Raw genomic sequence first — 23,096 nt, 5'->3', positions numbered from 1 at the left:
GGTTCTCTCCATACCCCTTCTCAGGCTTCCGCATGCGTCAGCATGAGGTCGTCACAGGTTGCCGCGCTTCTCCTGCTCCTTCTCGAGCGCCTCGAACAGGGCCTTGAAGTTGCCCTTGCCGAAACTCAGCGAGCCGTGGCGCTCGATGATCTCGTAGAACATTGTGGGCCGGTCCTGCTGCGGTTTGGTGAAGATCTGGAGCATGTACCCGTCCTCGTCGCGGTCGACCAGGACGCGGTGGGCCTTCAGCTCCTCGATCGGGACGCGGACGGTCCCGATGCGCTCGCGCAGCTCCGGGTCGTCGTAGTAGGCGTCGGGGGCCTCCAGGAACTCCACGCCGCGCTCGCGCATCTGGTCGACGGCGGCGAGGATGTCGTTGGTGGCCAGGGCGATGTGCTGGACCCCGGCGCCGCCGTAGAACTCCAGGTACTCGTCGATCTGGGACTTCTTCTTGCCTTCGGCCGGCTCGTTGATGGGGAACTTGACCTTGCGGGTGCCGTTGGCGACGACCTTGCTCATCAGGGCCGAGTACTCGGTGGCGATGGCGTCGTCGACGAACTCGACGATGTTGGTGAAGCCCATGACGCGCTCGTAGTAGGAGACCCACTCGCGCATCCTGCCCAGCTCGACGTTGCCGACCACGTGGTCGATGGCCTGGAAGAACCGCCTCGGCGGCGGGGTCACGACCGGTTCGCGCGCGACGAAGCCGGGCAGGAACGGACCGGTGTAGCCGGAGCGGTCGATCAGGACATTGCGGGTCTCGCCGTAGGTGCCGATGACCGCGACGCGGACCGTGCCGTGCTCGTCGGACACGTCGTGGGGCTGTTCGAGGGCGATGGCGCCCTGCTTGACGGCGTAGCGGTAGTTCTCGTCCACATCGGGCACTTCGAGGGCGACCTCGATGACACCGTCGCCGTGGCGCGCGTAGTGCTCGGTGGCGGCCGAATCGGAGGTGATGCCCCCGGCCAGCACGAACGTCACGCCGCCGGACTTGAGGGCGTACTCGGCGTGCTCGCGGTGTCCGGTCTCGGGTCCGCGGTAGGCGAAGCAGGTCATGCCGAACGCGGTCGAGTAGTAGTGGGCGGCCTGCTTGGCGTTGCCGACGTAGAACTTGACGTGGTCCCAGCCCTTGATGGGGAAGTCGTCCTCGCGGATGTCGTGTTCGACGGCTCCGACCAGTCCCGGATCCTCCTCGGTGGGGCCCGCGGAGGGTTGGTGCCGTTCCGAGCCTGCGATGTCGACCATGACCGTCTCCTAGCGCCGATGGGAAAGCTGTGAGGCCGATCATCGAGCACGGCGGGGCTTTGGGCAAGTCGCCGCATCACGGCTGCGCATATTGCACAGATCGCCCCGGCGTAAGGGAACTAGACTGCGCAATATGAACAACGAAACTTCGATCGATGAACTCGATGCGCGGCTGATCGCGCTGCTGGACGCCGAGCCGCGGATCGGGGTGCTCGAATGCTCCCGGCGGCTGGGGGTGGCGCGCGGGACGGTGCAGGCGCGGCTGGACAAGCTGGTCGCGCGCGGGGTCGTCCGGAGCTTCGGCCCGCAGGTGGACCCGGCCGCGCTCGGCTACCCGGTGATGGCCTTCGTGACCCTCGAACTGCGCCAGGCGGTCGGGCACGACGCGGTCGCGAAGCGGCTGGCCCTGATCCCGGAGGTGCTGGAGGCGCACACCGTCACCGGCACCGGCGACCTGCTGTGCCGGATCGTGGCGCGCACGAACGCCGAGCTGCAAGGGGTCATCGACCGGGTGCTGTCCAGCGAGGGGGTGCTGCGGGCCGAGACGGTGATCGCGCTGGCCGAGCAGATCCAGCACCGCACGCTGCCGCTGGTAAGTGAGGCCGCCGGAAACCTATAGGACCGTCCCGACGACCTCGCCGAGGCCGATGACCGCGCCGTCCGGGCCGGGCGCGGTCGCGCTGATCGCGACCGTGTCGCCGTCCTCGAGGAAGGTCCGCTCCGAGCCGTCGGGCAGCCCGATCGGGTCCCGGCCGGCCCAGGTCAGCTCCTGGAGGCTCCCCCATGTGCCGCGCTCGGGCCCCGAGACGGTCCCCGAGGCGAACAGGTCCCCGGTGCGCAGGCTCGCGCCGTTCGCGGTCATGTGCGCGAGCTGCTGCGCGGGGGTCCAGTACATGTCGGCGAACGTGGGCCGGGAGACCTCGGCGCCGTTGAGCGCGACGCTCAGGGTCAGGTCGTAGGCGAACCGGTCGGACTCCTTGAGGTAGTCCAGCGGCGCCGGGTCCTGCTCCGGGGCCTCGGTCCTGGCCCAGGCCAGGGCCTCCAGGGGAGTGACCCAGTGGCTGATCGAGGTCGCGAAGGACTTGCCGAGGAACGGCCCCAGCGGCTGGTACTCCCAGGCCTGGATGTCGCGGGCCGACCAGTCGTTGACCAGGAATACCCCGAAGACCCGGTCGGCGAACTCGTCGGTCCGGACCGGCTCGCCCAACTCGGTGCCGACGCCGACGACGAAGCCCACCTCGGCCTCGATGTCGAGGCGGCGGCTCGGCCCGAACACGATGCCGCCGTCGGCCCTGCGCTGCCCGGCCGGGCGCCGGATGGCCGTGCCGGAGGCGACGACCGTGCCCGAGCGGCCGTGGTAGCCGACCGGGAGGCGCTTCCAGTTCGGCAGCAGCGGCTCCGAATCGGGCCGGAACATCCGGCCCAGGTTCGCCGCGTGGTGCTCCGAGGAGTAGAAGTCGACGTAGTCGGCCACCGGGAACGGCAGGTGGAGCCGCACGTCGGACAGCGGGACGAGCAGGTGCCGGTACTGGGCGGCGTAGCGGCCGTCGAGCAGCATCTCGATCAGCTGGAGCCGGACCGTGCGCCACGCGGGCGGGCCGGCGGCCATGAACTCGCCCAGGTCATGGGCGTGGAATGCGTGGCGGATCCACGGCATGAAGAACGGCCCGGAGGCCAGGCCGCGCAGGTCCAGCACGTAGTCGCCGATCCGCGCCCCGACCCGCGGCTGCGGGTCCTTCCGAGTGGAGAAGACCCCGTACGGCAGGTGGTGCGGTCCGAACGGTCCCCCTTCGGCTCCCTCGACCCAGGTCACGGCGACGCCTGCGGAGCCGTAAGTTTGCGCGGTCAACGGTTCCCTCCTCTGGTCAGCAGGTTCAACTCGGTCAGATCCTCCAGCGGCTCGGCGATCGAGCACGAGCCGTAGCCGGTCCACAGCGGACGCGGGCGGTCGATCAGGGACCGGGCCCGCTCGACCAGTTCGTCGGCGTCGGTCGAGGCCAGCACCTCGGCGACCCGCCCGACCCCGGCATCGGCGGCCGCCTCGGCCGCGGCCGCCATCACGTTGAGGAAGCCGTGGTGGACGAAACCGCTCTCGGGGTCGGTGTTGCGCACGGCCCGGTGGAGCCCGGCGGTGAGTTTGAACCGCATGGACCGCCGCGCGCAGCCGACCAGGGCCGCGGCCAGCACCTCGGGCGGCGGGAAGAACTCGGCCGAGGGCCCGCCGGTGCGGAACTTCGGGATGAAGCCGGTGCCGATCAGCGCGTCCAGGGGCTCCTCCCCGAACGGCACCTCGGCGTACACCGGCGCGTCCCACTCCTTCGCGGCCGCGGCCAGGTGGTGGAGGGCCGCGCGCGACTCGTACTGGACGACCGTGACCCGCTCGTCGAGCGCGGCGACCGCTTCGGCCACGTACTCGGGCTCGCAGTCGACGACCACGCCGATCTCCAGCTCGCCGCGGCCCGGGGCGAGGTCGCGCAGGCGGGTGGCCGGGACCAGGAGCGGCCCGACCAGCTCGGAGTACCAAGAGGCGCGGTGGCCCCGGTGGGCGGGGACGGCGTCATCGAGGGCGGCGTTGCCGGGCGGGAACACCGCCGCGTCGTCGACCAGGCCCCGCAGCAGCGCGGGTATCGCTCCAGACATGGTCCAGAGCCTACGGCGCTCACGCAGAGATGTCGATGCGGTACAGGCATGGCGCAGCTTGCAAGCCATAAATTGGCTCAGGGAAGGCTAGTCTGTGGGCATAGCCGACCGCCGGAGGCGAGCGAACCTCGCCCACGGCGCGGCCGGCGAGCCGTACATTTGGCATAGAGCATCGACGAAGGAGTCGCCGTGCCGTTCTACCGTTCCGTCGGGCAGATCCCCGACAAGCGACACACCCAGTTCCGGCAGGCCGACGGGAGCCTGTACTCCGAGGAGCTCATGGGCCAGGAGGGGTTCTCCTCGGACTCCTCGCTCCTGTACCACCGGTACCGGCCCACCGCGATCAACTCCAGCACCGAGCACCGCCCCGAGAAGGCGCAGCCGGTGCCGAACCACCCGCTCAAACCCCGCCACTTCCGCACCCACAAGCTCGACGGCGCCTCGGACGCGATCCTGGGCCGCGACCACCTGCTGTCCAACGCGGACTGCCGCATCTCCTACTCCGTGGCCACCAAGCCCTCGCCGCTGTACCGCAACGCGATCGGCGACGAGTGCATCTACGTCGAGGACGGCTCGGCGCACGTCGAGACCTCCTTCGGGGCGCTCGACGTCTCACAGGGCGACTACCTGATCGTCCCGATGTCCACGATCTACCGGATCGAACCGACCGGCGAGGCGCCCCTGCGGACGCTCGTGGTCGAGTCCGGCGGGCACATCACGCCGCCCAAGCGCTACCTGTCGGTGCGGGGCCAGTTCCTCGAGCACGCCCCGTACTGCGAGCGCGACCTGCGCGGGCCCGGCGAGCCGCTCCTGGTCGACGGCGAAGACGTCGACGTGTACGTCCAGCACCGCGGCCGCGGGTCGGCGACGGTGTGGACGAAGTTCACGTACGCGCACCACCCGTTCGACGTGGTCGGCTGGGACGGGTGCCTGTACCCGTGGGTGTTCTCGATCCACGACTTCGAGCCGATCACCGGCCGCATCCACCAGCCGCCGCCGGCCCACCAGGTGTTCCAGGGCCCGAACTTCGTGATCTGCAACTTCGTGCCCCGGAAGGTCGACTACCACCCCGACGCGATCCCGGTGCCGTACAACCACCACAACGTCGACTCCGACGAGGTGATGTTCTACTGCGGCGGGAACTACGAGGCGCGCAAGGGCTCGGGCATCGAGCAGGGTTCGATCTCGCTGCACCCCTCCGGGTTCACGCACGGTCCGCAGCCGGGGGCGCCCGAGCGCTCGATCGGCGCGGAGTACTTCGACGAGCTGGCGGTCATGGTCGACACGTTCCGGCCCCTGGAGCTGTGCGAGTCGGCCCTGGACGTGGAGGACACCGACTACGCCTGGACCTGGAACCGCGACCCGGAGCTGTGAGCGGGAGCCCGGGGCCTCAGGGCCCCGGGCCGGTCTCACTTGACGACGTCGAAGACCTGCTTCTGGATGCCGTTCGAGTAGGACTCGCTCTCGACGAGCCTGAGGTTGGTGGCGTCCTTGTCGGTCTGGCTCCACAGCCGCTTGCCCGCGCCGAGGAGTTTGGGGAAGACCAGCAGGTGGTAGCGGTCGACCAGCCCGGCGTCGGCCAGGCTCCAGCCGAGCTCGGCGCTGCCGTGGACGATGATCGGGTCGCCGTCGGTCGCTTTGAGCGCGGCCACGTCGTCGGTCGAGCGCAGGACGGTGGCCGGCCAGCGCTCGTCGTCGTGCTCGAGGGTGGTCGAGACGACGTAGCGGGGCATGGCGTTGTAGCCGGCGAACTCCTCCATGGTCGGCCAGACCGGCGCGAACGCCTCGTAGGAGCGGCGTCCCATCAGGAACGCGCCGGACTCCTCCTGCTCGCGGCCCTTGAGCTCGTAGGCGGCCTCGTCGAACTCGATGTCCTTGAAGGTCCAGCCGGTGTTGCGATACCCGGACTCGCCTCCGGGGGCCTCCATGACGCCGTCGAGTGAGACGAAGGCGGTGACGATCAGCTTGCGCATGGTGCTCTCCTAAGCGTTCGATTTCGATCATTCACCCCTGGGTCGATCGGGCCGGGCGGGTTTCGACACGCGGCCGGGATTTTTCTTCGGGATCTTCCCGGGGCGGCTGTCGGGGGCCGGTGGAACAATCGGGCCATGGCGTACGACGAGGATATGGCCGATCGGGTCCGCGAGGTCGTCTACGGGCTGTCGGGCCTGCACGAGAAGAAGATGTTCGGCGGCCTGGCCTGGATGCTGGACGGGAACATGGCCGTGGCCATGGGCGGCGGCGGGGACCTGCTGATCCGGGTCGGCCGGGACGGTTACGAGGCGGCGCTGGCCGAGCCTGGCGCGGTCGAGGCGGTCATGGGGACCCGGGTGATGCGCGGCTGGGTCGAGGTCCCGAAGTCGGCCTGCGAGGACCCGGCCGAGCTGGCCGCGTGGGTCGGCCGCGGCGTGGCCTACGCCCGGTCGCTCGACCCCAAGTGATCAGGTCGTGTAGCGGACCTCGAGGCCACCGAAGTCGTAGTCCACGGTGATGATGTAGTCGGCCTCGGCTTCCGGGTCGGTGGCGATGTCGATGAACTCCGAGCCGAAGTCGGAGTCGGATCGCACATCGTAGGTCGTGCCGTCGTCGGGCACCAGGATCGTGACGTCGCCGAAGTTCGCGGTGACGTCGATGTCGCCGCGCACTTCGTCGAACGACAGGTCGACGTCGCCATGGCCGGCGTGGACCGACGTCGCGGTCGCGCGGAGGTTCCGGGCTTCCACGTGGCCATGAGAGACGTCCAAGTCGAGTTCGCCGTCGAGGCCGTCGGCCTCGACTCCGGCCAAGGTGGTGCGCACCACCGCGTCGGCTCCGGCGGGCACGCCCAGCGAGTAGTCGACTTCGCATTCCTCGGTGTTGATCCAGAAGGGGAGGTTGTCGCCGCAGATCGCGCGGGCGGTGAAGGTGCCGTCGGGGCGCAGCTGCTCGTCGATGCCCGGTTCGGGGCCCTGCCATGTGGTGTCGCGCCGGACCTCCAGGTCCGGTCCGGCGGCGGCGGTCAGGTCCACGTGTCCGTTCGAAACGTCGAGGTCCACTCCCGACACGGGTCCGGGGTGGACCTCGGTGTGCGAGTCGGACGACACCGGGCTGACCGAGGTCCAGGTCCACACGCCGGCGGTGATCAGCGATATCAGCATCACCACTGCGGTCAGGGCGCCTCCGACGATCCACCAGGCTCTGCGGCCGGTCCTGTCGGGACGCTCGGGCGGCGCCTCCTGCTGCAGGGTCGTCATCGGTCAGTCCTTTCCGTTCTCGCGCAGGTACTTCAGGATCGCGAGGACCCGGCGGTTGTGGCTCTCGTTCGGGGGGAGCCCGAGCTTGGTGAAGATGCTGTGGATGTGCTTGCTGACCGCGCCGTCGCTCAGGAACAGGGCCTGGCCGATGCCGCCGTTCGAGTGGCCCTCGGCCATGAGCGACAGGACCTCCCGCTCGCGGGGCGTCAGCCGCTCGATCTCGCTGCCGTCGCGGCGGACCAGCAGCTGGGCGACGACCTCCGGGTCGAGCGTGGTGCCGCCGTCGACCACCCGCCTGAGTGCGTCGAGGAACTCGGCCACGTCGGCGACGCGGTCCTTGAGCAGGTAGCCGACCCCGCGGTTCTGGCCGGTGAGGAGCTCGACCGCGTAGCGCTCCTCGACGTACTGGGAGAGCATCAGCACCGCCAGGTCCGGGTGGGTGCGGCGCAGCATGAGGGCGGCGCGCAGCCCCTCGTCGCTGTGGTCGGGCGGCATCCGCACGTCGACGACCACCAGGTCGGGGCAGTCGCGCTCAACCGAGCGCAGCAGCTGCTCGGCGTCGCCGACGGTGTCGACGACCTCGATGCCGCCGACCTCCATGAGTCGGGCCAGGCCCTCCCGCAGCAGGACCGAGTCCTCGGCTATGACGACGCGCATGGCAGCTCCGCTTCAATGGTGGTCGGCCCGCCGGCCGGGCTGGTGAGTCTGAAGGTCCCGTCGACCGAGCGCACCCGGTCGGCGAGGCCGCGCAGGCCCGTGCCGGCCCCGGGGTCGGCTCCGCCGGCGCCGTCGTCGGTGACGGTCAGATGCAGGCCGCCGTCGCGCAGGACCACCTCGACGCTCGCGTGCTCGGCTCCGGAGTGCCGGGCCACGTTGGTCAGCGCCTCGGAGACCAGGAAGTAGGCCACGGCCTCGATGTCGCGGTCGACGCGGCGGTCCATGTCGACCCGGACTCGGACCGGGACCGGGGAGCGGGCCGCGACCGCCGACAGCGCCGCGTCGAGCCCGCGGTCCTCCAGCACCGCCGGGTGCAGGCCGCGGACCAGGTCGCGCAGGTCGTTGAGGGCCTGTTTGGCCTCCTCGTGCGCATCGGCGAGGGCGCGCGCCCCCGGTTCGGGCAGGTCGGCGAGGGTGGCGCGGGCGATGCCGAGGTTGACCGCGAGCGCGGTGATGCGCTGCTGGGCGCCGTCGTGGAGGTCGCGCTCGATGCGCCGGCGCTCGGCGTCGGCCGCGTCGACCGTGGAGTCGCGGCTGGCGGCCAGGTCGGTGATCCGCATTTCGAGTTCCTCGCTGCGGGTCACGCCGAGCATCTGCTTGGCCATCTGCGCGTCCAGTGCCGCCAGGCCCCTGGTGGTCCACGGGGCGAACAGCATGAGGGCCACGCCCCAGGCGCTGAGCGCGAACGGGTTCACGACCAGTTCGGTGTTCGCCAGGAACAGCGGCACCAAGGTCAGCGTCACGGCGAAGGCCCATGTCCCGACCGCGATGGCCGCCGCCATGAGTCCCCAGGAGAGGCTGATGAGGTGGTAGCCGAGGCGCGCCCAGTTCTTTCCGGTGCCGATCAGCTCCAGCAGGACGCGGGGCCGTATCGAGAAGGCGGCGTACGGTCGGCCCGCGGGCAGGTCCAGATCGAGGAACGCCCGGTGGCGTGACCGCTGGAGCGCGGTGAGCGCGCCGCTCAGGCTGAGCGCGAGGGCTCCGGTGACGAGGGAGACGAGGACCGTCGGAGCCCCCAGGATCGTCGCGACGACCAGGAACAGGAGGACGGATCCGCCGGTCACTCCGACGACGGCGCCCGATACCAGGTGGGTCAGTTCCCTCCAGGTCCGGCGGGACCACAGCGCTCCGACCACGATGAGCGGCCAGGGGCCCGGTCGGGCGGCCGAGTCGGTTGCAGTGTCCATGCCTGAAAGCCTATTTGCGCTGCCCTCGCGGCGCATTGCCTCTGTCCTCCGACCCGGAGGTGGAGAAAACTCCACCTCCGGGTCGGGCGGCCGTCGAGTCAGTCGAAGACGAGCTCGAAGGTGTCAGTGGTGTTCTTGACGTCCTGGTGGTTGCCGCTCAACTCGAGCCCGTGGAAGGTCGCCGAGCCGACCGCCGGGCCCTGGCCGTCCTCGGGCATCTCGTTGACCCAGATGCCGAAGCCGGATTTGTGCTCGAACTCATCGCCGCTCAACCGCGCCCCGGTGATGGTGACGTCGGTGAGGACCGTGTCGGTGACCGGGTTCTCCGGTTGGCCGCCGCTGTAGTTGGTCTGGAACATGATCCCCGAGTAGGTCGGGTCGACGATGTCGACGTCGTTCACTCGGATGCCCTGGAACTCCTCCGAGGCCGAGAACATCCAGATCCCCGGGAAGGTCTGCTCTCCCCAGAAGTGGCCTCCGGCGCGCACGACCGAGATGTTCTCGAAGACCGTCTTCGGATCGGATCCGAAGCCGTCCATCGGGTAGCCGAAGTCCAGCGAGCTGATGGTGATGCCCGAGTAGACCAGGGTGTCGGCGATGTGGATGTTCCGGAACGTGTTGCCGGTCCCGCCGTAGACGGCCAGTCCGGCGGCCCTCCAGGTCAGGATCGAGGTCAGGTTCTCGTACACGTTGCCGGACTGGGTTCCCCCGCCGGAGTCGGTGGCGGCGAACAGCGCGAAGCTGTCGTCGCCGGAGGCGCGGGACTCCACGTTGCTGAGGAGGTTGTCGGTGCTGCCGTTGGTCATGTTGACCGCGTCGGCGAACAGGTTGCGGGTCCGCGAGTTCGTGATCTCGATGCCGCTGACGTGCGCGCCCCAGAACATGACGACCTGGTGCTCGACCCAGAGGTCGTCGATGGTCATGTCGGAGACGTTCTGCCAGTCGAAGATCTTGCCGGGCCCGTCGATCCGGGAGGTGTAGTTGCCGAAGTAGGCGAACCCGGAGAACGTCGAGCCGTTCGCGGTGGCGTCGGCCCGGATGCCGACGTCGGTGTTCTGCTGGTCCCGCGGGGCGACGAACCTGGTGTACCAGGGTCCGGCGCCGATCAGCTCGGTCGGCTTGCCGTACACCTGGAGCTTCTGGGCGGTCTGGTACTCCCCCGGCGGCAGGTAGACGCCGAGCAGGTCCCCCGAGTCGTCCATGCGGAACTGGTCGAGGGCGTCCTGCACGTCCTGGTGGGAGAACCCGTCGGGTTCGATGTACCGGTCCGGGTCCGGGTTCTCCTCGGGAGCGACCTGCTCCAGGCTGATGAAGTCGATCGCGTAGTACTCGGCGGCGTTGGCCGAGTCCTTCTGGAGCCGGATCGTGCTCCCGGCGGGGATGGTGTCCTCGAGCAGGACGTTCGCCTCGTCGTAGATGTGCCGCGGGGCTCCGGCGCTCGGCGAGTTGCCGGGGTTGTGCTCGACGCCGTACAGCCACGCGAACCGCGAGGTCAGCTCGATCGGTTGGAGCAGTTCGCCGTCCACGTAGAGGTTCAGGGTGGCGTCGATGCCGCCGCCTCCGGCCGAGTCGGGGATGGAGAACCGCGTGACCAGCGTGTTGGTACTGGTCGTGGAGGTGAACTCGACGTATTCGCCGGTGTCGTCGAGGACGGCGGCCTGCCGTCCCGATGCCTCTCCGGCGAGGTCGCCGATGGTCCGGTTGGGGCCGACCACCTGCGCGCCGCCGCCGACCACGGCGTCCTCGGCCTCGTTCATGGTGTACGGCATGTTCGCGCCGCGGCCGATGAACAGCGAATGGGTGCTGGTGTTGTTCTCGCGCTTGACCGGCAGTTCGTTGTCGTCGGCCTCGATCTCGACGGTCACGGTGTAGCCGCCGTCGGCGGCCGTCCAGGTGCCGAGGTCGACCGGGTCGGTCGTCTGGCCCGGTTCGACGGTGCCGGTGTGCGATCCGGTCAGCGTCGCCACGGTCTGGCCGGTGCCGTCGTCGGTCACGGTCGCGGTGATGCCGTGCTCGCCGCCGGTGGAGGCCGTGGTGCCCTGGTTGCGGATAGCCGCCGAGAAGGCGACCTCGTCGCCCGCCGACGGGTTCTCGGGGCTCCAGCCGACGGCCGCGGAGACCAGGTCGGCGGTGTCGACCGGGGCCACCTCGAGGGTTTCGGCGTGGGTGTAGGCGTTGTTCGACTCGTCGTTCTCGAAGACCGCGTCGGACGGGTCGACCACGGCGCCGAGCGTGTGGTCGCCGGCCTCGCGCGGGCCGATCTCGGCCGAGACGGTCGCGGAGGCGCCGGCCTCGAGCCCGGAGACGGGGACGCCGGCGACGACGGTGCCGTTCAGGGAGAGGTCGACGGTGGTGGCTCCCGAGGGGAGTTCACCGATGTTCTCCACTGTGGCCTGGACGGTGAGGTCGTCGGTCTCGACCGGGGAGGCCGGGCTCCACGACATGTCGGTGACGGTCAGGTCGGGGTTGGGGGCGGGGGCGCCGAGGACTTGGAGCTCGGCGACCTGCCCGTTCGGCGCGCCGGTGTTGGCGGTGAACTCGAGCCGGACGTCGGCGACGGTCGCCTCGACCGGGATGGCCACGGTGTTGCCGGTGTCCGGGTCGAAGCCGTAGTCGGCCTCGGCCGCGAGGGTGTCGAAGTCCTCCGATCCCTGTTCCCTGCCGAGCACTTCGAACGTCTGCGTCCGGGCGCTCCAGACCGGGTCCGGGTTGAGCTTGACGACCACTTCGTCGATCTCGGCGTTCGCGCCGAGGGCGACGGTGAGCGTGCTCGGGTAGGCCCCGGAACCGCCCTCCCAGTAGCTGGTGAGGTCGCCGTCGGTGACGTTGGCGGCCACGTACTCGTGGACGTGGGAGGAGGCTTCGGCGGGTTTCCCGGCGGCCAGGTCGGTCCCGAACGGGTCGGTCTCGCCGGGCCCGAAGACCTCGATCTCGGAGACCTGCCCGGCCGGCCAGCGGGTGTTCGCGGTGAACTCCAGGCGCAGCAGCCGGGTCGAGACGGCGTCGAAGCTGATGGTCACGGTGTTGCCGGTGGCGGGGTCGAAGGTGTACCCGGCGGGGTCGGCGATCGTCTGGAACGACGATCCGCCGCCGGACCCGAGGACCTCGATGGTCTGGGCGCGGGTCTCCCAGGCCGGGTCGGAAGGCAGTCCGATCACGACCTGGTCGACCTCCGCGTCGGCGCCGAGGTCGACCTGGAGCCACTGCGGGAACGAGTCATTGGCACTCTCCCAGTAGGTGGAGCGGTCGCCGTCGTTCGCGTTCGCGGCGGCGTAGCCCTGGGTGTGGCTGCTGGCGGACATGGTTTTGCCGGCGGCGAGGTCGACGCGTTCGGCGGCCGCGGGCGCGGCGGGGGCGACGGCCATGACGGCCGCGGTCACCGCGACCGCGAGTAGGGACACGATCGCGCGTCTGATGCGGTTCGACATCCTTGTCGTCCTTTCTTGTCGGGCGGAGAGGGAAATGGGGTGCCAGGGGGTGGCTGATGGTCCCGGGCGAGGCTGGGACCATCAGCCACCCCCTAAGCCTTTGATGGCGCCTCCGAGTCCGGCGCCGGAGAGGAACATGCGCTGGAAGAGGAGGAACAGGGCGATGGGGATCAGGGTCGAGATGGCCAGCGCGGCCAGGAACACGTCGAGTTCGACGAAGCGCTGGAGCGCGGGCAGGCGGACCGACAGCGGCTGGAGGTCGGGGTCGGGCAGCACCAGCATCGGCCACAGGAAGTCCTTCCAGGACAGGATGACGGCGAACACCGAGACCACGCCGACGATCGGGCGGGACATCGGCAGCACGATCGACCAGAACAGCCGGTAGGGTCCGGCGCCGTCGACGCGGGCGGCCTCGAAGACCTCCCTGGGGAGGTTGGCGAAGAACCGCTGCATCAGCAGCACGTTGAAGGCGTTGGCGCCCGCGGGGAGCCACACGGCCCAGAAGGTGTTGAGCAGCGAGGTGCCCAGCAGCGGCGGGTCGAGGACGGTCAGGTACAGCGGGACCAGCAGCACCACGCTGGGCACGAACAGCGTGGCGAGCACGATCCCGCTGAGGGCCTTTCCGTACCGGGGCCGCAGGACCGCCAGCGCGTAGCCGCCGGTGGTGGCGACCAGGAGCTGGACGGCCCAGGCCCCGGCGGCGATGATCACGGTGTTGAGGAAGTACTTGTCGATCTCGATGCGGGTCCAGGCCTCGGCCAGGTTGGCGAGGTCGATGCCGTTCGGCCACAGCGCCAGCGGCCGGCGCAGCGTGTCCTGGGTGGGGGTGACGGCGGCCTTGGCCAGCCAGAGCATGGGGCCGAGGCCGACCGCCACCAGTGCGCCGAGCAGCGCGGTGTGGGTCAGTCGGGTGGTCCAGCGGACGCCGGGCCGCTTCCAGTCGGTGGGGGCGATCAGGCCCCGGTCGGTGCGTTGCGCGGGCCTCATGAGCTGCTCCAGGATCGGGTGAGGCGGAAGTAGAGCGCAGAGAACAGGGCGAGCACGACCGCGAGCATGAGGCTGAGCGCGGTGGCGCCCCCGTAGTCGCCTCCGAGGCTGTTGGTGAAGGCGTACCGGTAGATCAGCAGCAGGACCGTGACCGTCGAGTTGGCCGGGCCGCCGTCGGTGAACAGGAACGGCTCCAGGAACACCTGCGCGGTGCCGATGATCTGGAGGATGAAGGTGATCAGCAGGACGCCGCGCAGCTGCGGGAGCGTGATGTGCCAGATCTTGTGCCAGATGCCGGCTCCGTCGATCTCGGCGGCCTCGTACAGGCTCGAGTCCACGCCGGTCAGGGCCGCCAGGTAGATGATGATCGTGCCCCCGGCGGCGGCCCAGGTCGCCTCGAGGACGAGGGCGGGCATGGCGATGTCGGCGTCCTGGAGCCAGGCGAGCGGGCCGAGGCCGATGTGGCCGAGGAGGGTGTTGAACACGCCGTCGGGTCCGGCGTCGTAGAAGAACTTCCACAGCAGCACCGCGACGACGGGCGGGACGACCACCGGCAGGTAGGCGAGGGCGCTGAAAAGCCCGCGGGCGCGCCTGACCTCGCTCATCAGCAGCGCCGCGACCAGCGGCACCGGGTAGCCGAACAGGAGCGCCAGCAGCGCGAAGTAGCAGGTGTTCTTCACGGCCGTCCACAGCAGCGGGTCGGCCAGGACGGCCTGGAAGTTGTCCAGGCCGACGAAGGTCGGGTCGGTGACGAGGTTGGTCGCCTGGAAGCTCATCAGGACTGCGCGGCCGATCGGTATCCAGGAGAAGACCGCGAAGACGATCAGCAGCGGCAGGAGGAAGACGAGCGAGTGGTGGCCGCCGCCGCGGAACCAGGAGGCGGGGCCGCGGCGTCCGCGCCGGGCCGCGTCGCGCGGCCCGGTGCGGGCGCCGGTGACACCGGCGGGGCGGGTGTCGGTCGTGGTCATGATCGCACCGTTCCCTTAAGCGGCCGCGTCCATGGCGGCCTGGGCGTCGGTCTCGGCCTGGGCCAGCAGGGCGTCGATGTCGGCGCCCTCGTCGGTCAGCGCGGTCTGGACGACGGTGTCGAGGACCGCGTAGACCTCCTGGGTGGCCGTGGCCGGTTCGGGCAGCAATGGCTGGTCGAAGATGAGTTCGGTGTAGGGGGTCATCTGCTCGACCGGGACGTTGACGTACTCGTCGACCCATTCGAGCGACTGCTCGTAGGTGGCCCGGTCGAAGACCGGCAGCTGCGGGGCGCCCACGGGCTGGCCGGAGTCGGCCAGGGCCTCGGCGTCGGCGACCGCGGCGTCCTGGTCGGTGAGTTTCTCCATGTAGTAGAAGTCGATCCACTCCACGGCCGCGGCCTGCTCGTCGGCCTCGGTGTTCGGGCTGACCGCGGCGAGGGTGCCGCCGCCGAGGACCCCGGAGTCGGCGCCGTCCAGGGGGAGCGCGGTGAGTCCGTAGTCGGCCGGGTCGAGGTCGTTCTGGGTGAACAGCGGCGTGAACACGTCGCCGCCGGAGATGTACATGCCGATGCGGCCGGAGGCGAAGTCCTGGTTGACGGTGCCCCAGTCGTAGAGGAAGTCGTCGCCCATGGAGCCGTCCTCCCAGCGCATGTCGCGCAGCAGGTCGACCGCTTCGCGCATCTGGGGCGTGTCGATGGTGGCGGTGCCGCCGTCGGCGGACTCGGTGCGGCCTCCGAGGGCGTAGACCATGGTCGTGAGGATCCAGCCGCCGGTGTTGCCGTTGGTCATCTGGGCGTAGCCGGTCTCGCCGGTGGCCTCGCTGATCGCGTCGGCGGCCTCGCGGATCTCGTCCCAGGTCTGCGGCGGGGCGTCGGGGTCGAGCCCGGCGTCCTCGAACAGGGTCCGGTTGTAGTGCAGGCCCTGGCCGTAGGCGGCGGTGGGCACGGCCCACAGTCCGCCTTCGGCGTCGGAGCCGGCGGCGGCGACGTTCGGGTTGAAGTCGTCGACGTAGGGCAGTTCGTCGGTGAGGGAGCTGATGTCGGCGATCTGGCCGCGCTCGATCAGGCCGCGCCCGTCGGTGAAGGGGATGGTGAACACGTCGGGCAGGGTGCCGCCGGCGAGCTGGGCGGTGAAGGTCGAGGCGGTCCAGTTGTATTCCTGGGCCTCGATGTCGATGTCGGGGTTGGCGTCCTCGAACTGGGCGATGCGCTCGTTGAACGCGTCGATCGCGCCCTGTTCGAGGCCGGGGTCCATCGCGACGGCGAGGTGGACGCGGCCGTCGTCGGGCTCGTCCGAGCAGGCGGCGCCGAGCGCGGCCAGGGCCGCGGCCGTGGTCGCGGCGATTATACGAGAGGGTTTCATCGGTTGCTCCTTACTGATGTGAGGGTCGGGTCCGCAGCCACACGGCCGCGTCGCCGGGCAGGCGGCCGTCCTCGAGCCGGGCGCTGGCGATGAGCGCCTCGGCGTGGTCTGGCAGGGCCGCGGGCGCGTCGCCGAAATTGACGACGCAGGTCAGGTCCTCGCCGCGCCGGAAGGCGAGCACCTGCGGGTCGGTCGGTATCCAGGCGAAGTCGGCGTCGCGCAGTTCGCGGCGCAGGCCGATCACCCGGCGGTAGAGGGAGAGGGTCGAGTCGGGGTCGGCCAGCTGGGACTCGACCGCGTAGCGGCCCCAGTCGGCCGGCTGCGGGAGCCACGGCGGGCCGCCGAAGCCGAACGCCTTGCCGCCGGAGGTCCACGGCAGCGGGACGCGGCAGCCGTCGCGTCCGGGGTCGACGCCGCCGGAGCGGTGGTGCATGGGGTCCTCGCGCACCTCGGCGGGCAGGTCCTCCACTTCGGGAAGTCCGAGTTCGTCGCCCTGGTAGACGTAGAGGACCCCGGGGAGCGCGGCGGTCAGCAGCGCGGCGGCGCGGGCCCGGCGGGCCCCGCGTTCGAGGTCGGTGGGGGTGCCGAAGCGCTTGGTCTCGAAGGAGAACGAGGAGTCCCGGCGCCCGTAGCGGGTGACCGGGCGGGTGATGTCGTGGTTCGACAGGACCCAGGTGGGCGGGGCGCCGACGTCGCGGTGCGTGGCCAGGGTGGTCTCGATCGACTCGCGAAGGGTCTCCGCGTCCCAGCCGCGGGTCATGAAGTCGAAGTTGAAGGCCATGTGCATCTCGTCGTCGCGCAGGTAGCGCGCGAAGCGGTCGGCCTCGGGGAGCCAGACCTCGCCGACCAGGACGCGCGGCTGGGCGTAGGAGTCGGCGATCTTGCGCCAGCGGCGGTAGATGTCGTGGACGCCGTCGCGGTCGTTGTGGGGGTGGCCGCCGGGCTCGTGGTCGCCGACCTCGGGCAGGTCGGGGTCCTTGACGAGCATGGAGGCGGAGTCGATGCGGACCCCGGCGACGCCGCGGTCGTACCAGAACCGCAGCACCGCTTCGTGTTCGGCGACGACGTCGGGATGGGACCAGTTGAGGTCGGGCTGCTCGGGGGCGAACAGGTGGAGGTACCACTGCCCGTCGTCGAGGCGGCTCCAGGCGGGCCCGGAGAAGCTCGAGGTCCATTCGGTCGGCGGCAGCTCGCCGGATTCGCCGCGCCCGTCGCGGAACCAGAAGCGGTCGCGCGCCGGGTCGCCGGGGGCGGCGGCCAGGGCCTCGGCGAACCATTCGTGCTCGCTGGAGACATGGTTGGGGACGATGTCCACAATCGTCCGAATCCCCATCTCGAGGGCCTCGGCGATGAGGGCCTCGGCGTCCTCCACGGTTCCCAGGACCGGGTCGATGTCGCGGTAGTCGGCCACGTCGTAGCCGCCGTCGTTCTGCGGCGACCGGTACCAGGGGGTGAACCAGAGCGCGTCGACGCCGAGCCGGGCGAGGTACGGCAGCCGCGAGCGGACACCGGCCAGATCGCCGGTGCCGTCGCCGTTCGCGTCGGCAAAACTGCGCGGATAGACCTGGTAGATCACGGCGTTGCGCCACCAATTTCGGGGCCCTGAGGACACGTTCACTCCGTTCGACAGCCGCGCTGAACCCGCTCCAGCGGGTCGTCCTCGCTGGGTGTGATAGGTTTAGCGCTATACCTTTGACGGTGAGCTTAGCCCCAGGTGTCAGACTTGTCAACAGCGGGTTTCCCCCGCCTGAAAGGAGCCGCTGTGCGCGTCACGCTCAAGGACATCGCCGAAGAGGCCGGCGTCAGCCTCATGACCGTCTCCAACGTGGTCAACGGCAAGAAGGCCCGCGTCTCGGAGGCGACCAGGGAGCGCATCCTCCGGATCGTCCGGCAGCGCGGCTACGTCCCCAGTGCCTCGGCCCGCAGTCTGGCGGCCAGGTCCTCGCGCCTGATCGGCCTGCTCGTCCCGGCCGAGGGCGACGGCAACCTCACGATCAGCCCCCACACCGTCGAGGTCGTCGGCACCCTGGAGCGCGAGCTGCGCCGGCACGACTACCACCTGATGCTGCGCGGCATCGCCGAGACCGCCGAGATCAACGAGGCGCTGCGCTCGTGGAACCTCGACGGCGCGGTGCTGCTCGGCTTCCAGGACAAGGTGATCGACCGCCTCACCAGCCGCACCGTCGGCAACGTCGCGATCGTGGCGATGGACAGCTACTCCGAGAACCCGCTGACCCTCGGGGTCCGCTCCGACGACTACACCGGCGCGCTCCTCGCGACCAGGCACCTGGTCGCCTTGGGCCACCGGCGCATCGCCTTCGCGGGCCCGGCCTTCGCGGCGACCGGCGTCGTGCGCCAGCGCTTCGAGGGCTACCGGGAGGCCCTGCGCGAGGCCGCGATCCCCTGGGATGAGACCCTCCAGAACACCGTCGAGACCACCCACGGCTCCGGCCGCGAGTTCGGCCGCCGCCTGGCCGCGGAGCACTCCGGCGCGACCGCGATCGTGGCGACCGCCGACATCCTGGCCATAGGCGCGATGGAGGGCCTGACCGAATCGGGCCTGGCCGTCCCCGGCGACGTGTCGGTGGTCGGCTTCGACGACACCGAGATAGCCCGCTACGTGACCCCGAAGCTGACCACAGTGGCCCAGGACCTCCCCGCCAAAGCCTCAGTAACGGTCCGCCTCCTCCTCGACCACCTACTCCGAGCAGAAACCCCCGAAAAAGCCACAACCCTAGACGTAACCCTCATAGAACGATCCACCACGGCCCCGCCGACGGCCTGAGGGCGATCACGGACCGACCCCGATCGGCGGCGGGTCGGTTCAGGCGGCCCGCCGTTCAGCGAGGTTCTGGGCGGCCCGGCCCAGCATTCTGCCGTTGGCTCGCATCGAGACCTTGTGCGGCAGGAGCCTGACGATGGCCCGCATCTTCCGGTCGGGGATGTGCTTCGCGCGACCCTTCAGGAACGCGGCCAAGGCTTCCCGCACGGCGACGTGCGCCGGCAGCGGCCGGATCGGCATGGAGGCCCGGTCGATGCCGAACTCGTCCATGATCGGCGTGTCGACGTTGCCCGGCATCAGGACCATGACCTGCACTCCGACGGAGGCGAGTTCGTAGTGGAGGGCCCCGCCGAGGCTGTGCACGTACGCCTTCGAGGCGCTTTCGTGGGCCATGTTGGGCAGCCCGTGGTCGGCCCCCAGCGCAGAGACCAGCACCATGCCGCCACGGCCGCGGTCGGCGAACCGCCGCCCGAAGGCGTGGGCCAGGTCGAGGTGAGCGGTGGCGTTGACGGTGAGTCTGCGGTGCATGTCGGCCAGGTCCTGGTCGAGGAACCGGCCGGGCATGCCGGTGCCGGCGTTGGAGATCAGCAGGCCGACATCGATGTCGGCGGTCGCCTGGACGATCTCCTCGGCCGTGCCTTCGCGGCCGAGGTCGACGGTGACGACGCGGCACTCGATGCCGTGAGCCCGCGCGAGCCCGGCGCCCAGCGTTTCGAGCCGGTCGGTGGATCGGGCCGCGAGGACCAGGTGCAGTCCGGACGCGGCGAGTTGTTCGGCGAATGCCCGGCCGATGCCGGAAGAAGCCCCGGTCACCACGGCCCACGGGCCGTAAGTTCTAATTTCAACCATGATTTAGACTCTAATCTAATATCGAGTCCAGGGCAAGCGGCTAGGCTGTACGACGTGAAGCGACCACCGGAAGACCTCGCGCGGCGCCTGCTCGACGCCAGCGAGCAGGTACTGCTCGCGACACCGCCGCCGCGGCTGGAGGACATCGCCAAGGAAATCGGCGCCTCGCGGGCCACGCTGTACTACTACTTCGCCGGCCGCGACGACCTGCTGACCTTTCTCCTGACCGCCCACGCCCAGGACGGGGCCCGAGCGGTCCGGGAGTCGGTCGACCCGGACGCCCCGCCCGAGCAGCGGCTGCGCGAGACGGTGGCCGCACTCGCCGACTACCTCGGCCACCACCCCGGTGTCTGCGTCGGCCTACTCGGCGCCCTCGGCGCGGCAGGCCGGATGAGCGAGGTCCTACAGGTCAACGACGAGTGGATCGCCGGCCCTCTGCGAGACCTCCTGGCCGAATGCGCCGTCGCCGACCCCGCCGACGCCGCGAACGCCGTTCTCGGAGCGCTCCTTCACGCAGTCCTGGGCCGCGCGATGTCGGAAACAGACCCGACCGACCCGGCATTCCTCGAACGCCTCTCCGACCAGGTACTCAACGGCGTCGTCTGAAGCCTCGGTACGCGAACCGGAGAACCGACGGTTGCACCACCGGCCTGCTCGACGGCAGGACGGTGACGGCGCGCTCGGGTCCGCCGAACCCCCGTCACCTGGCCGAAGCGATTCCGCATCCGAATCGGGCGCGGTCACCGACCTACCAGAGCGTTTCCTTATAGGCCCTGTCGAGATGCCGGTCGGTCTGCTCGGGTGAGTCGTCGACGGCGAGCTGGTCACTGAACATCTGACCGAGCGTCGGCAGCGCGCCGCGGTCCGGCCAGGTGTCCGGCCTCCACAGCTGGGAACGCATGAAGGCCTTGGCGCAGTGCAGATACGCGGCCCGCACGTTGATGACGAGCACGCTGATCGCCGGTCTCCCCTTGACCGCCATACGCTCGCAAAGCGCCGCATCCACGGTGACCTTCGCTTCGCCGTTCACGCGCAGCGTCTCGTTCATGCCGGGGATGAGGAACAGCAGACCGACCGCCGGGTTGGCGACGATGTTCTCCAAGGTGTCGAGCCGGTTGTTGCCCGGCCGATCCGGAATGGCGATGGTGCTCTCGTCCAGCACCGTCACGAAACCGGGCCGGTCGCCCCTGGGGGTCACGTCGGCGCTGCCATCCCCATCCGACGAGCCGATCAGCACGAACGGGCTCCGCTCGATGAAGGACCGACAGTGCCCGTCCAAGCGCCCCAGCTCCTTGCGAACCGCTACATCGGCGGAATCCGGCGTCCTGTAGATCGAACGAAGCTCCTCACGCGAGCTGATGTACTCCACGATCTCCTCCAGCTGAGCACTCTCGACAATTCGAGGCGAACGAACAGAGCAAGACCCGCTGCATCTGGCCGAACGATTAACCTAGTCCGGCGAGCATATCGAAAATTCCCGATACCTGCCGCCTCAGCCCGAGCGAACCGCTCCCCGCACAACACCTCATGAACAGCACACCACCCAAGGGCTGAGCTGTAGCAAGGATTTTGGACAGGGATTTCGTAGCAGTCGGGTTTCAGGCAGCGCGAGTGAAGTACTCGGCCAGGGCTTCGGCTGGGGCCCGGTAGCCGAGTGTCGAGTGTAGGCGTCTGCGGTTGTAGAATCCCTCGATGTAGCCGGCGACCGCCAGGCGCGTCAGCCCTGGTGGCGAAGGTCCTCTGGTGATACCACTCGTCCTTCAAGCTCGCGAAGAACAACTCGGCTGCGGCGTTGTCCCAGCACACGCCGGTACGGCCCATCGAACGATCGACGCCGTTGGCCTTGCACCAGGCGGCGAAGGCCGCCGCGGCTTTCTCAGAACTCGTTCTCCATGCGCAGGCGCGCGACTTCAGCCTCCAGCTCACAGATTCGGGCTCGGTCCACCGGTGAATCCTCTGGTGATGTCTCGGGGTGTTCGGTCGTCCAGTTGTTCACCCAGTTGCCCAGGGCGGTCGAGTTCATCCCGAGATCGCGGGCGACCTCGGCGACAGTTCGACCGGTCCGGACGACCATCTGCAGCCTCGGCCTTGTACTGCGGGCTGAACTTCCGGCGTTTCGCGGGCATGGACGGAATCCTCCCAGATCAGGATCCGCGTCCAACACCTTGGTACACCTCACCCCGATGCGTCAGACCTTTATGCCGAACAGTTTCTCGGCATTGCGGAATGCGATCTTTTCCTTGTCGTCACGCGGAAGATCGACTGCCCGGAACCAGTCGGTCCCTTCTTTGATGCCTGCGAAGGGATAATCGGTTGCGAACATCACTCGATCCACACTGATGTATTTCAGCAAGAGATGGAGCAGCTCATCCTGGAAGAACGCGCTGGTTGTGAACCAGAAGTTGTCCTGGAAGTACTGCTCAAAGGGCTTCTTGAGCGAGTTTTCGGTCGGCTCGCCCATGTCTCCGGCGATCCGCTCGTAGTAGAACGGAAGACCTTCGCCCATGTGGCCGATGATGATCTTCAGATTGGGGAATCTGTCGAAAACCCCGTACGCGATCATCCGGATGCATTGGGTCAGCACCTCCTGGTGCCAACCGTATCCCGACCCACTGAAAATGTAGTCTTGGTAATCGTCCGTGTATTCCGACCGTGTCGTGCTGTAGTAGATCTGGAAGATCTCGTCAGCCGGATAGCCGGGATGCAGGTAGATCGGCACATCGAGAGCTTCGGCACGCGCCAGAACGGTCTCGAATTCGGGATGATCGAGGTATTTCTTCCCGATGTGTCCGTTGGTCAGTGCACCCAGGAAACCGTCTTCCTGAACCGAGCGTTCCAGTTCGTCCGCAGCCGCCTCCGGGCTCTGCAAGGGCAAGGTTGCGAAAGCCTGGAAGCGGCCCGGATAACTGGCCATTGGCCCTTCTACGAGCTGTCGGTTGAGATTATAGGCAAGGTCGATGCCATCTTGCCCCGGGATATTCTGCACCGACGGCGTATGCGCAGAGAGGATTTGAACATTGAGGCCACCCTCGTCCATATCACCGATGCGGCGCTCACCCAGATCCGAAAGTCCTGTTTCCTCAAGGAACGCTATGTGATCCTCGTTTATGGAGTTCAGCGTCAACAACTCGGGGGTCGAAAAGGTCTCCTCCGTACCGATAAATGGCAGGTCTTGGTCACGAAGCGAGATGTCCGGGTCCTTTTCGTCGTCGGCGCATGACGCGAGTGCCGTCGCGGACAATCCAGCGCCAGCGCCGAGTGCAGCCGCGCGAGTGACAAAACTGCGGCGTCCCATCAACAGTTCCGCGGGGCCTTGTTCGATCGGTTTCATATCTGTATGTGCTCCTTTGTTGGGTTGCGTAGTGAGCGTCGGCGAGTTCGTGGAACAGGCCGGGGAGTTCGTCCTCGGGAGTCATGACAGTCCCGTGCGGATCTTGGCGAGTGCGCGGGCGTGGCGCGACTTGACCGTCCCGGGGCGACCACCGAGATGGGCGGCGCCCCACTCGACGGGCCAGCGACACCAAACCAGGGACTCAACCCGCCGAGCATCGAGTGCCGCTGCTGCCGCGATCGGCGATCTCGTCTGCACCGCCGAGGCCGAGCACCTCGCCGACAACGGGTTTGACGCTGACGCTCGAGTCATCGACGGCGGCGTGTCTGCCGTAGTAGTTCGCAAGGTTGGCGGCTTCAATCATCTT

General features: G+C 69.0%; 22 protein-coding genes and 1 pseudogene. 5 read left to right on the top strand and 18 right to left on the bottom strand.

Going from position 1 to position 23,096, the window contains the following annotated elements; translation table 11 throughout:
- Window positions 1-51 precede the first annotated feature (51 nt).
- On the bottom strand, window positions 52-1,245 hold the full coding sequence (hppD, locus tag JFB92_RS06280) for a 4-hydroxyphenylpyruvate dioxygenase (protein ID WP_199036018.1): 1,194 nt from the start codon (window positions 1,243-1,245) through the stop codon (window positions 52-54).
- A gap of 133 nt (window positions 1,246-1,378) precedes the next feature.
- Between hppD and JFB92_RS06275 the strand changes: the two genes are divergently transcribed.
- Entirely contained in the window at window positions 1,379-1,864 is a 486-nt protein-coding gene (locus tag JFB92_RS06275) for an Lrp/AsnC family transcriptional regulator (protein WP_199036017.1), read from the top strand.
- Here the strand turns inward: JFB92_RS06275 and fahA are convergent.
- A complete protein-coding gene (gene fahA / locus JFB92_RS06270) occupies window positions 1,859-3,058 on the bottom strand; it encodes a fumarylacetoacetase (protein WP_199036185.1) in 1,200 nt (399 codons plus the stop codon). The two genes, JFB92_RS06275 and fahA, sit on opposite strands and share 6 nt — an antisense overlap.
- Before the next feature lie 32 nt (window positions 3,059-3,090).
- Window positions 3,091-3,885 (bottom strand): hypothetical protein, encoded by a 795-nt coding sequence (locus tag JFB92_RS06265; RefSeq protein ID WP_199036015.1) that lies wholly within the window; start codon window positions 3,883-3,885, stop codon window positions 3,091-3,093.
- Between the two features lie 189 nt (window positions 3,886-4,074).
- On the opposite strand from JFB92_RS06265, the gene JFB92_RS06260 reads away from it, so the two are divergent.
- Window positions 4,075-5,259 (top strand): homogentisate 1,2-dioxygenase, encoded by a 1,185-nt coding sequence (locus JFB92_RS06260; protein ID WP_199036013.1) that lies wholly within the window; start codon window positions 4,075-4,077, stop codon window positions 5,257-5,259.
- A 35-nt stretch (window positions 5,260-5,294) separates the two neighbouring features.
- Here the strand turns inward: JFB92_RS06260 and JFB92_RS06255 are convergent, their stop codons facing one another.
- Complete coding sequence (locus JFB92_RS06255) at window positions 5,295-5,858, bottom strand: dihydrofolate reductase family protein (protein ID WP_199036011.1); 564 nt, start codon at window positions 5,856-5,858, stop codon at window positions 5,295-5,297.
- 135 nt (window positions 5,859-5,993) lie between these two features.
- Between JFB92_RS06255 and JFB92_RS06250 the strand changes: the two genes are divergently transcribed.
- Window positions 5,994-6,326 (top strand): TfoX/Sxy family protein, encoded by a 333-nt coding sequence (locus JFB92_RS06250; protein WP_199036009.1) that lies wholly within the window; start codon window positions 5,994-5,996, stop codon window positions 6,324-6,326.
- Here the strand turns inward: JFB92_RS06250 and JFB92_RS06245 are convergent, their stop codons facing one another.
- From JFB92_RS06245 to JFB92_RS06210, 8 genes are all read right to left on the bottom strand, one after another.
- Window positions 6,327-7,118, bottom strand: coding sequence for a DUF4097 family beta strand repeat-containing protein (locus tag JFB92_RS06245; protein WP_199036007.1), 792 nt, complete (start codon window positions 7,116-7,118; stop codon window positions 6,327-6,329).
- A gap of 3 nt (window positions 7,119-7,121) precedes the next feature.
- Window positions 7,122-7,775, bottom strand: a complete 654-nt coding sequence (locus tag JFB92_RS06240; protein ID WP_199036005.1) for a response regulator transcription factor — start codon at window positions 7,773-7,775, stop codon at window positions 7,122-7,124.
- Complete coding sequence (locus JFB92_RS06235; RefSeq protein ID WP_199036003.1) at window positions 7,760-9,022, bottom strand: sensor histidine kinase; 1,263 nt, start codon at window positions 9,020-9,022, stop codon at window positions 7,760-7,762. The genes JFB92_RS06240 and JFB92_RS06235 overlap by 16 nt, the downstream gene beginning before the upstream one ends.
- Window positions 9,023-9,120: 98 nt before the next feature.
- Window positions 9,121-12,450 carry a discoidin domain-containing protein gene (locus JFB92_RS06230; protein WP_199036001.1) on the bottom strand — a complete coding sequence of 1,110 codons (3,330 nt, stop codon included), beginning with the start codon at window positions 12,448-12,450 and terminating at the stop codon, window positions 9,121-9,123.
- A gap of 81 nt (window positions 12,451-12,531) precedes the next feature.
- Window positions 12,532-13,437, bottom strand: a complete 906-nt coding sequence (locus JFB92_RS06225; protein WP_199036000.1) for a carbohydrate ABC transporter permease — start codon at window positions 13,435-13,437, stop codon at window positions 12,532-12,534.
- Window positions 13,434-14,405 (bottom strand): carbohydrate ABC transporter permease, encoded by a 972-nt coding sequence (locus JFB92_RS06220; RefSeq protein WP_199035999.1) that lies wholly within the window; start codon window positions 14,403-14,405, stop codon window positions 13,434-13,436. The genes JFB92_RS06225 and JFB92_RS06220 overlap by 4 nt, the downstream gene beginning before the upstream one ends.
- Before the next feature lie 15 nt (window positions 14,406-14,420).
- Window positions 14,421-15,767 carry an ABC transporter substrate-binding protein gene (locus JFB92_RS06215; RefSeq protein WP_199035998.1) on the bottom strand — a complete coding sequence of 449 codons (1,347 nt, stop codon included), beginning with the start codon at window positions 15,765-15,767 and terminating at the stop codon, window positions 14,421-14,423.
- Window positions 15,768-15,777: 10 nt separating this feature from the next.
- Entirely contained in the window at window positions 15,778-17,397 is a 1,620-nt protein-coding gene (locus JFB92_RS06210; RefSeq protein WP_199036183.1) for a glycoside hydrolase family 13 protein, read from the bottom strand.
- 132 nt (window positions 17,398-17,529) lie between these two features.
- On the opposite strand from JFB92_RS06210, the gene JFB92_RS06205 reads away from it, so the two are divergent.
- Window positions 17,530-18,552, top strand: a complete 1,023-nt coding sequence (locus JFB92_RS06205; protein ID WP_199035997.1) for a LacI family DNA-binding transcriptional regulator — start codon at window positions 17,530-17,532, stop codon at window positions 18,550-18,552.
- A gap of 39 nt (window positions 18,553-18,591) precedes the next feature.
- Here JFB92_RS06205 and JFB92_RS06200 read toward each other — a convergent pair whose 3' ends face one another.
- On the bottom strand, window positions 18,592-19,398 hold the full coding sequence (locus tag JFB92_RS06200; RefSeq protein WP_199035996.1) for an SDR family NAD(P)-dependent oxidoreductase: 807 nt from the start codon (window positions 19,396-19,398) through the stop codon (window positions 18,592-18,594).
- A gap of 54 nt (window positions 19,399-19,452) precedes the next feature.
- Here JFB92_RS06200 and JFB92_RS06195 point away from each other — a divergent pair, with 54 nt between their 5' ends.
- A complete protein-coding gene (locus JFB92_RS06195) occupies window positions 19,453-20,004 on the top strand; it encodes a TetR/AcrR family transcriptional regulator (protein WP_199035995.1) in 552 nt (183 codons plus the stop codon).
- 142 nt (window positions 20,005-20,146) lie between these two features.
- On the opposite strand, the gene JFB92_RS06190 is transcribed toward JFB92_RS06195, so the two are convergent.
- From JFB92_RS06190 to JFB92_RS06175, 5 genes and pseudogenes are all read right to left on the bottom strand, one after another.
- Window positions 20,147-20,767 carry a pyridoxamine 5'-phosphate oxidase family protein gene (locus JFB92_RS06190; RefSeq protein WP_199035994.1) on the bottom strand — a complete coding sequence of 207 codons (621 nt, stop codon included), beginning with the start codon at window positions 20,765-20,767 and terminating at the stop codon, window positions 20,147-20,149.
- A gap of 229 nt (window positions 20,768-20,996) precedes the next feature.
- Window positions 20,997-21,225: pseudogene (locus tag JFB92_RS25320) on the bottom strand (integrase core domain-containing protein); the annotation flags it as partial.
- Between the two features lie 49 nt (window positions 21,226-21,274).
- Window positions 21,275-21,472: a transposase gene (locus tag JFB92_RS06185; RefSeq protein ID WP_199035993.1), complete on the bottom strand. Its 198-nt coding sequence runs from the start codon at window positions 21,470-21,472 to the stop codon at window positions 21,275-21,277.
- Between the two features lie 114 nt (window positions 21,473-21,586).
- On the bottom strand, window positions 21,587-22,729 hold the full coding sequence (locus tag JFB92_RS06180; RefSeq protein ID WP_199035992.1) for an amidohydrolase family protein: 1,143 nt from the start codon (window positions 22,727-22,729) through the stop codon (window positions 21,587-21,589).
- Between the two features lie 202 nt (window positions 22,730-22,931).
- Window positions 22,932-23,093: a hypothetical protein gene (locus tag JFB92_RS06175; protein ID WP_199035991.1), complete on the bottom strand. Its 162-nt coding sequence runs from the start codon at window positions 23,091-23,093 to the stop codon at window positions 22,932-22,934.
- Window positions 23,094-23,096: the final 3 nt, after the last annotated feature.

The sequence above is a fragment of the Glycomyces salinus genome, assembly GCF_016428645.1.
In the GTDB taxonomy this organism is placed as follows: domain Bacteria; phylum Actinomycetota; class Actinomycetes; order Mycobacteriales; family Micromonosporaceae; genus Glycomyces; species Glycomyces salinus.
The sequence above is the reverse complement of the archived record's forward strand: the minus strand, read 5'-3'. Positions and strand labels throughout refer to the sequence as shown.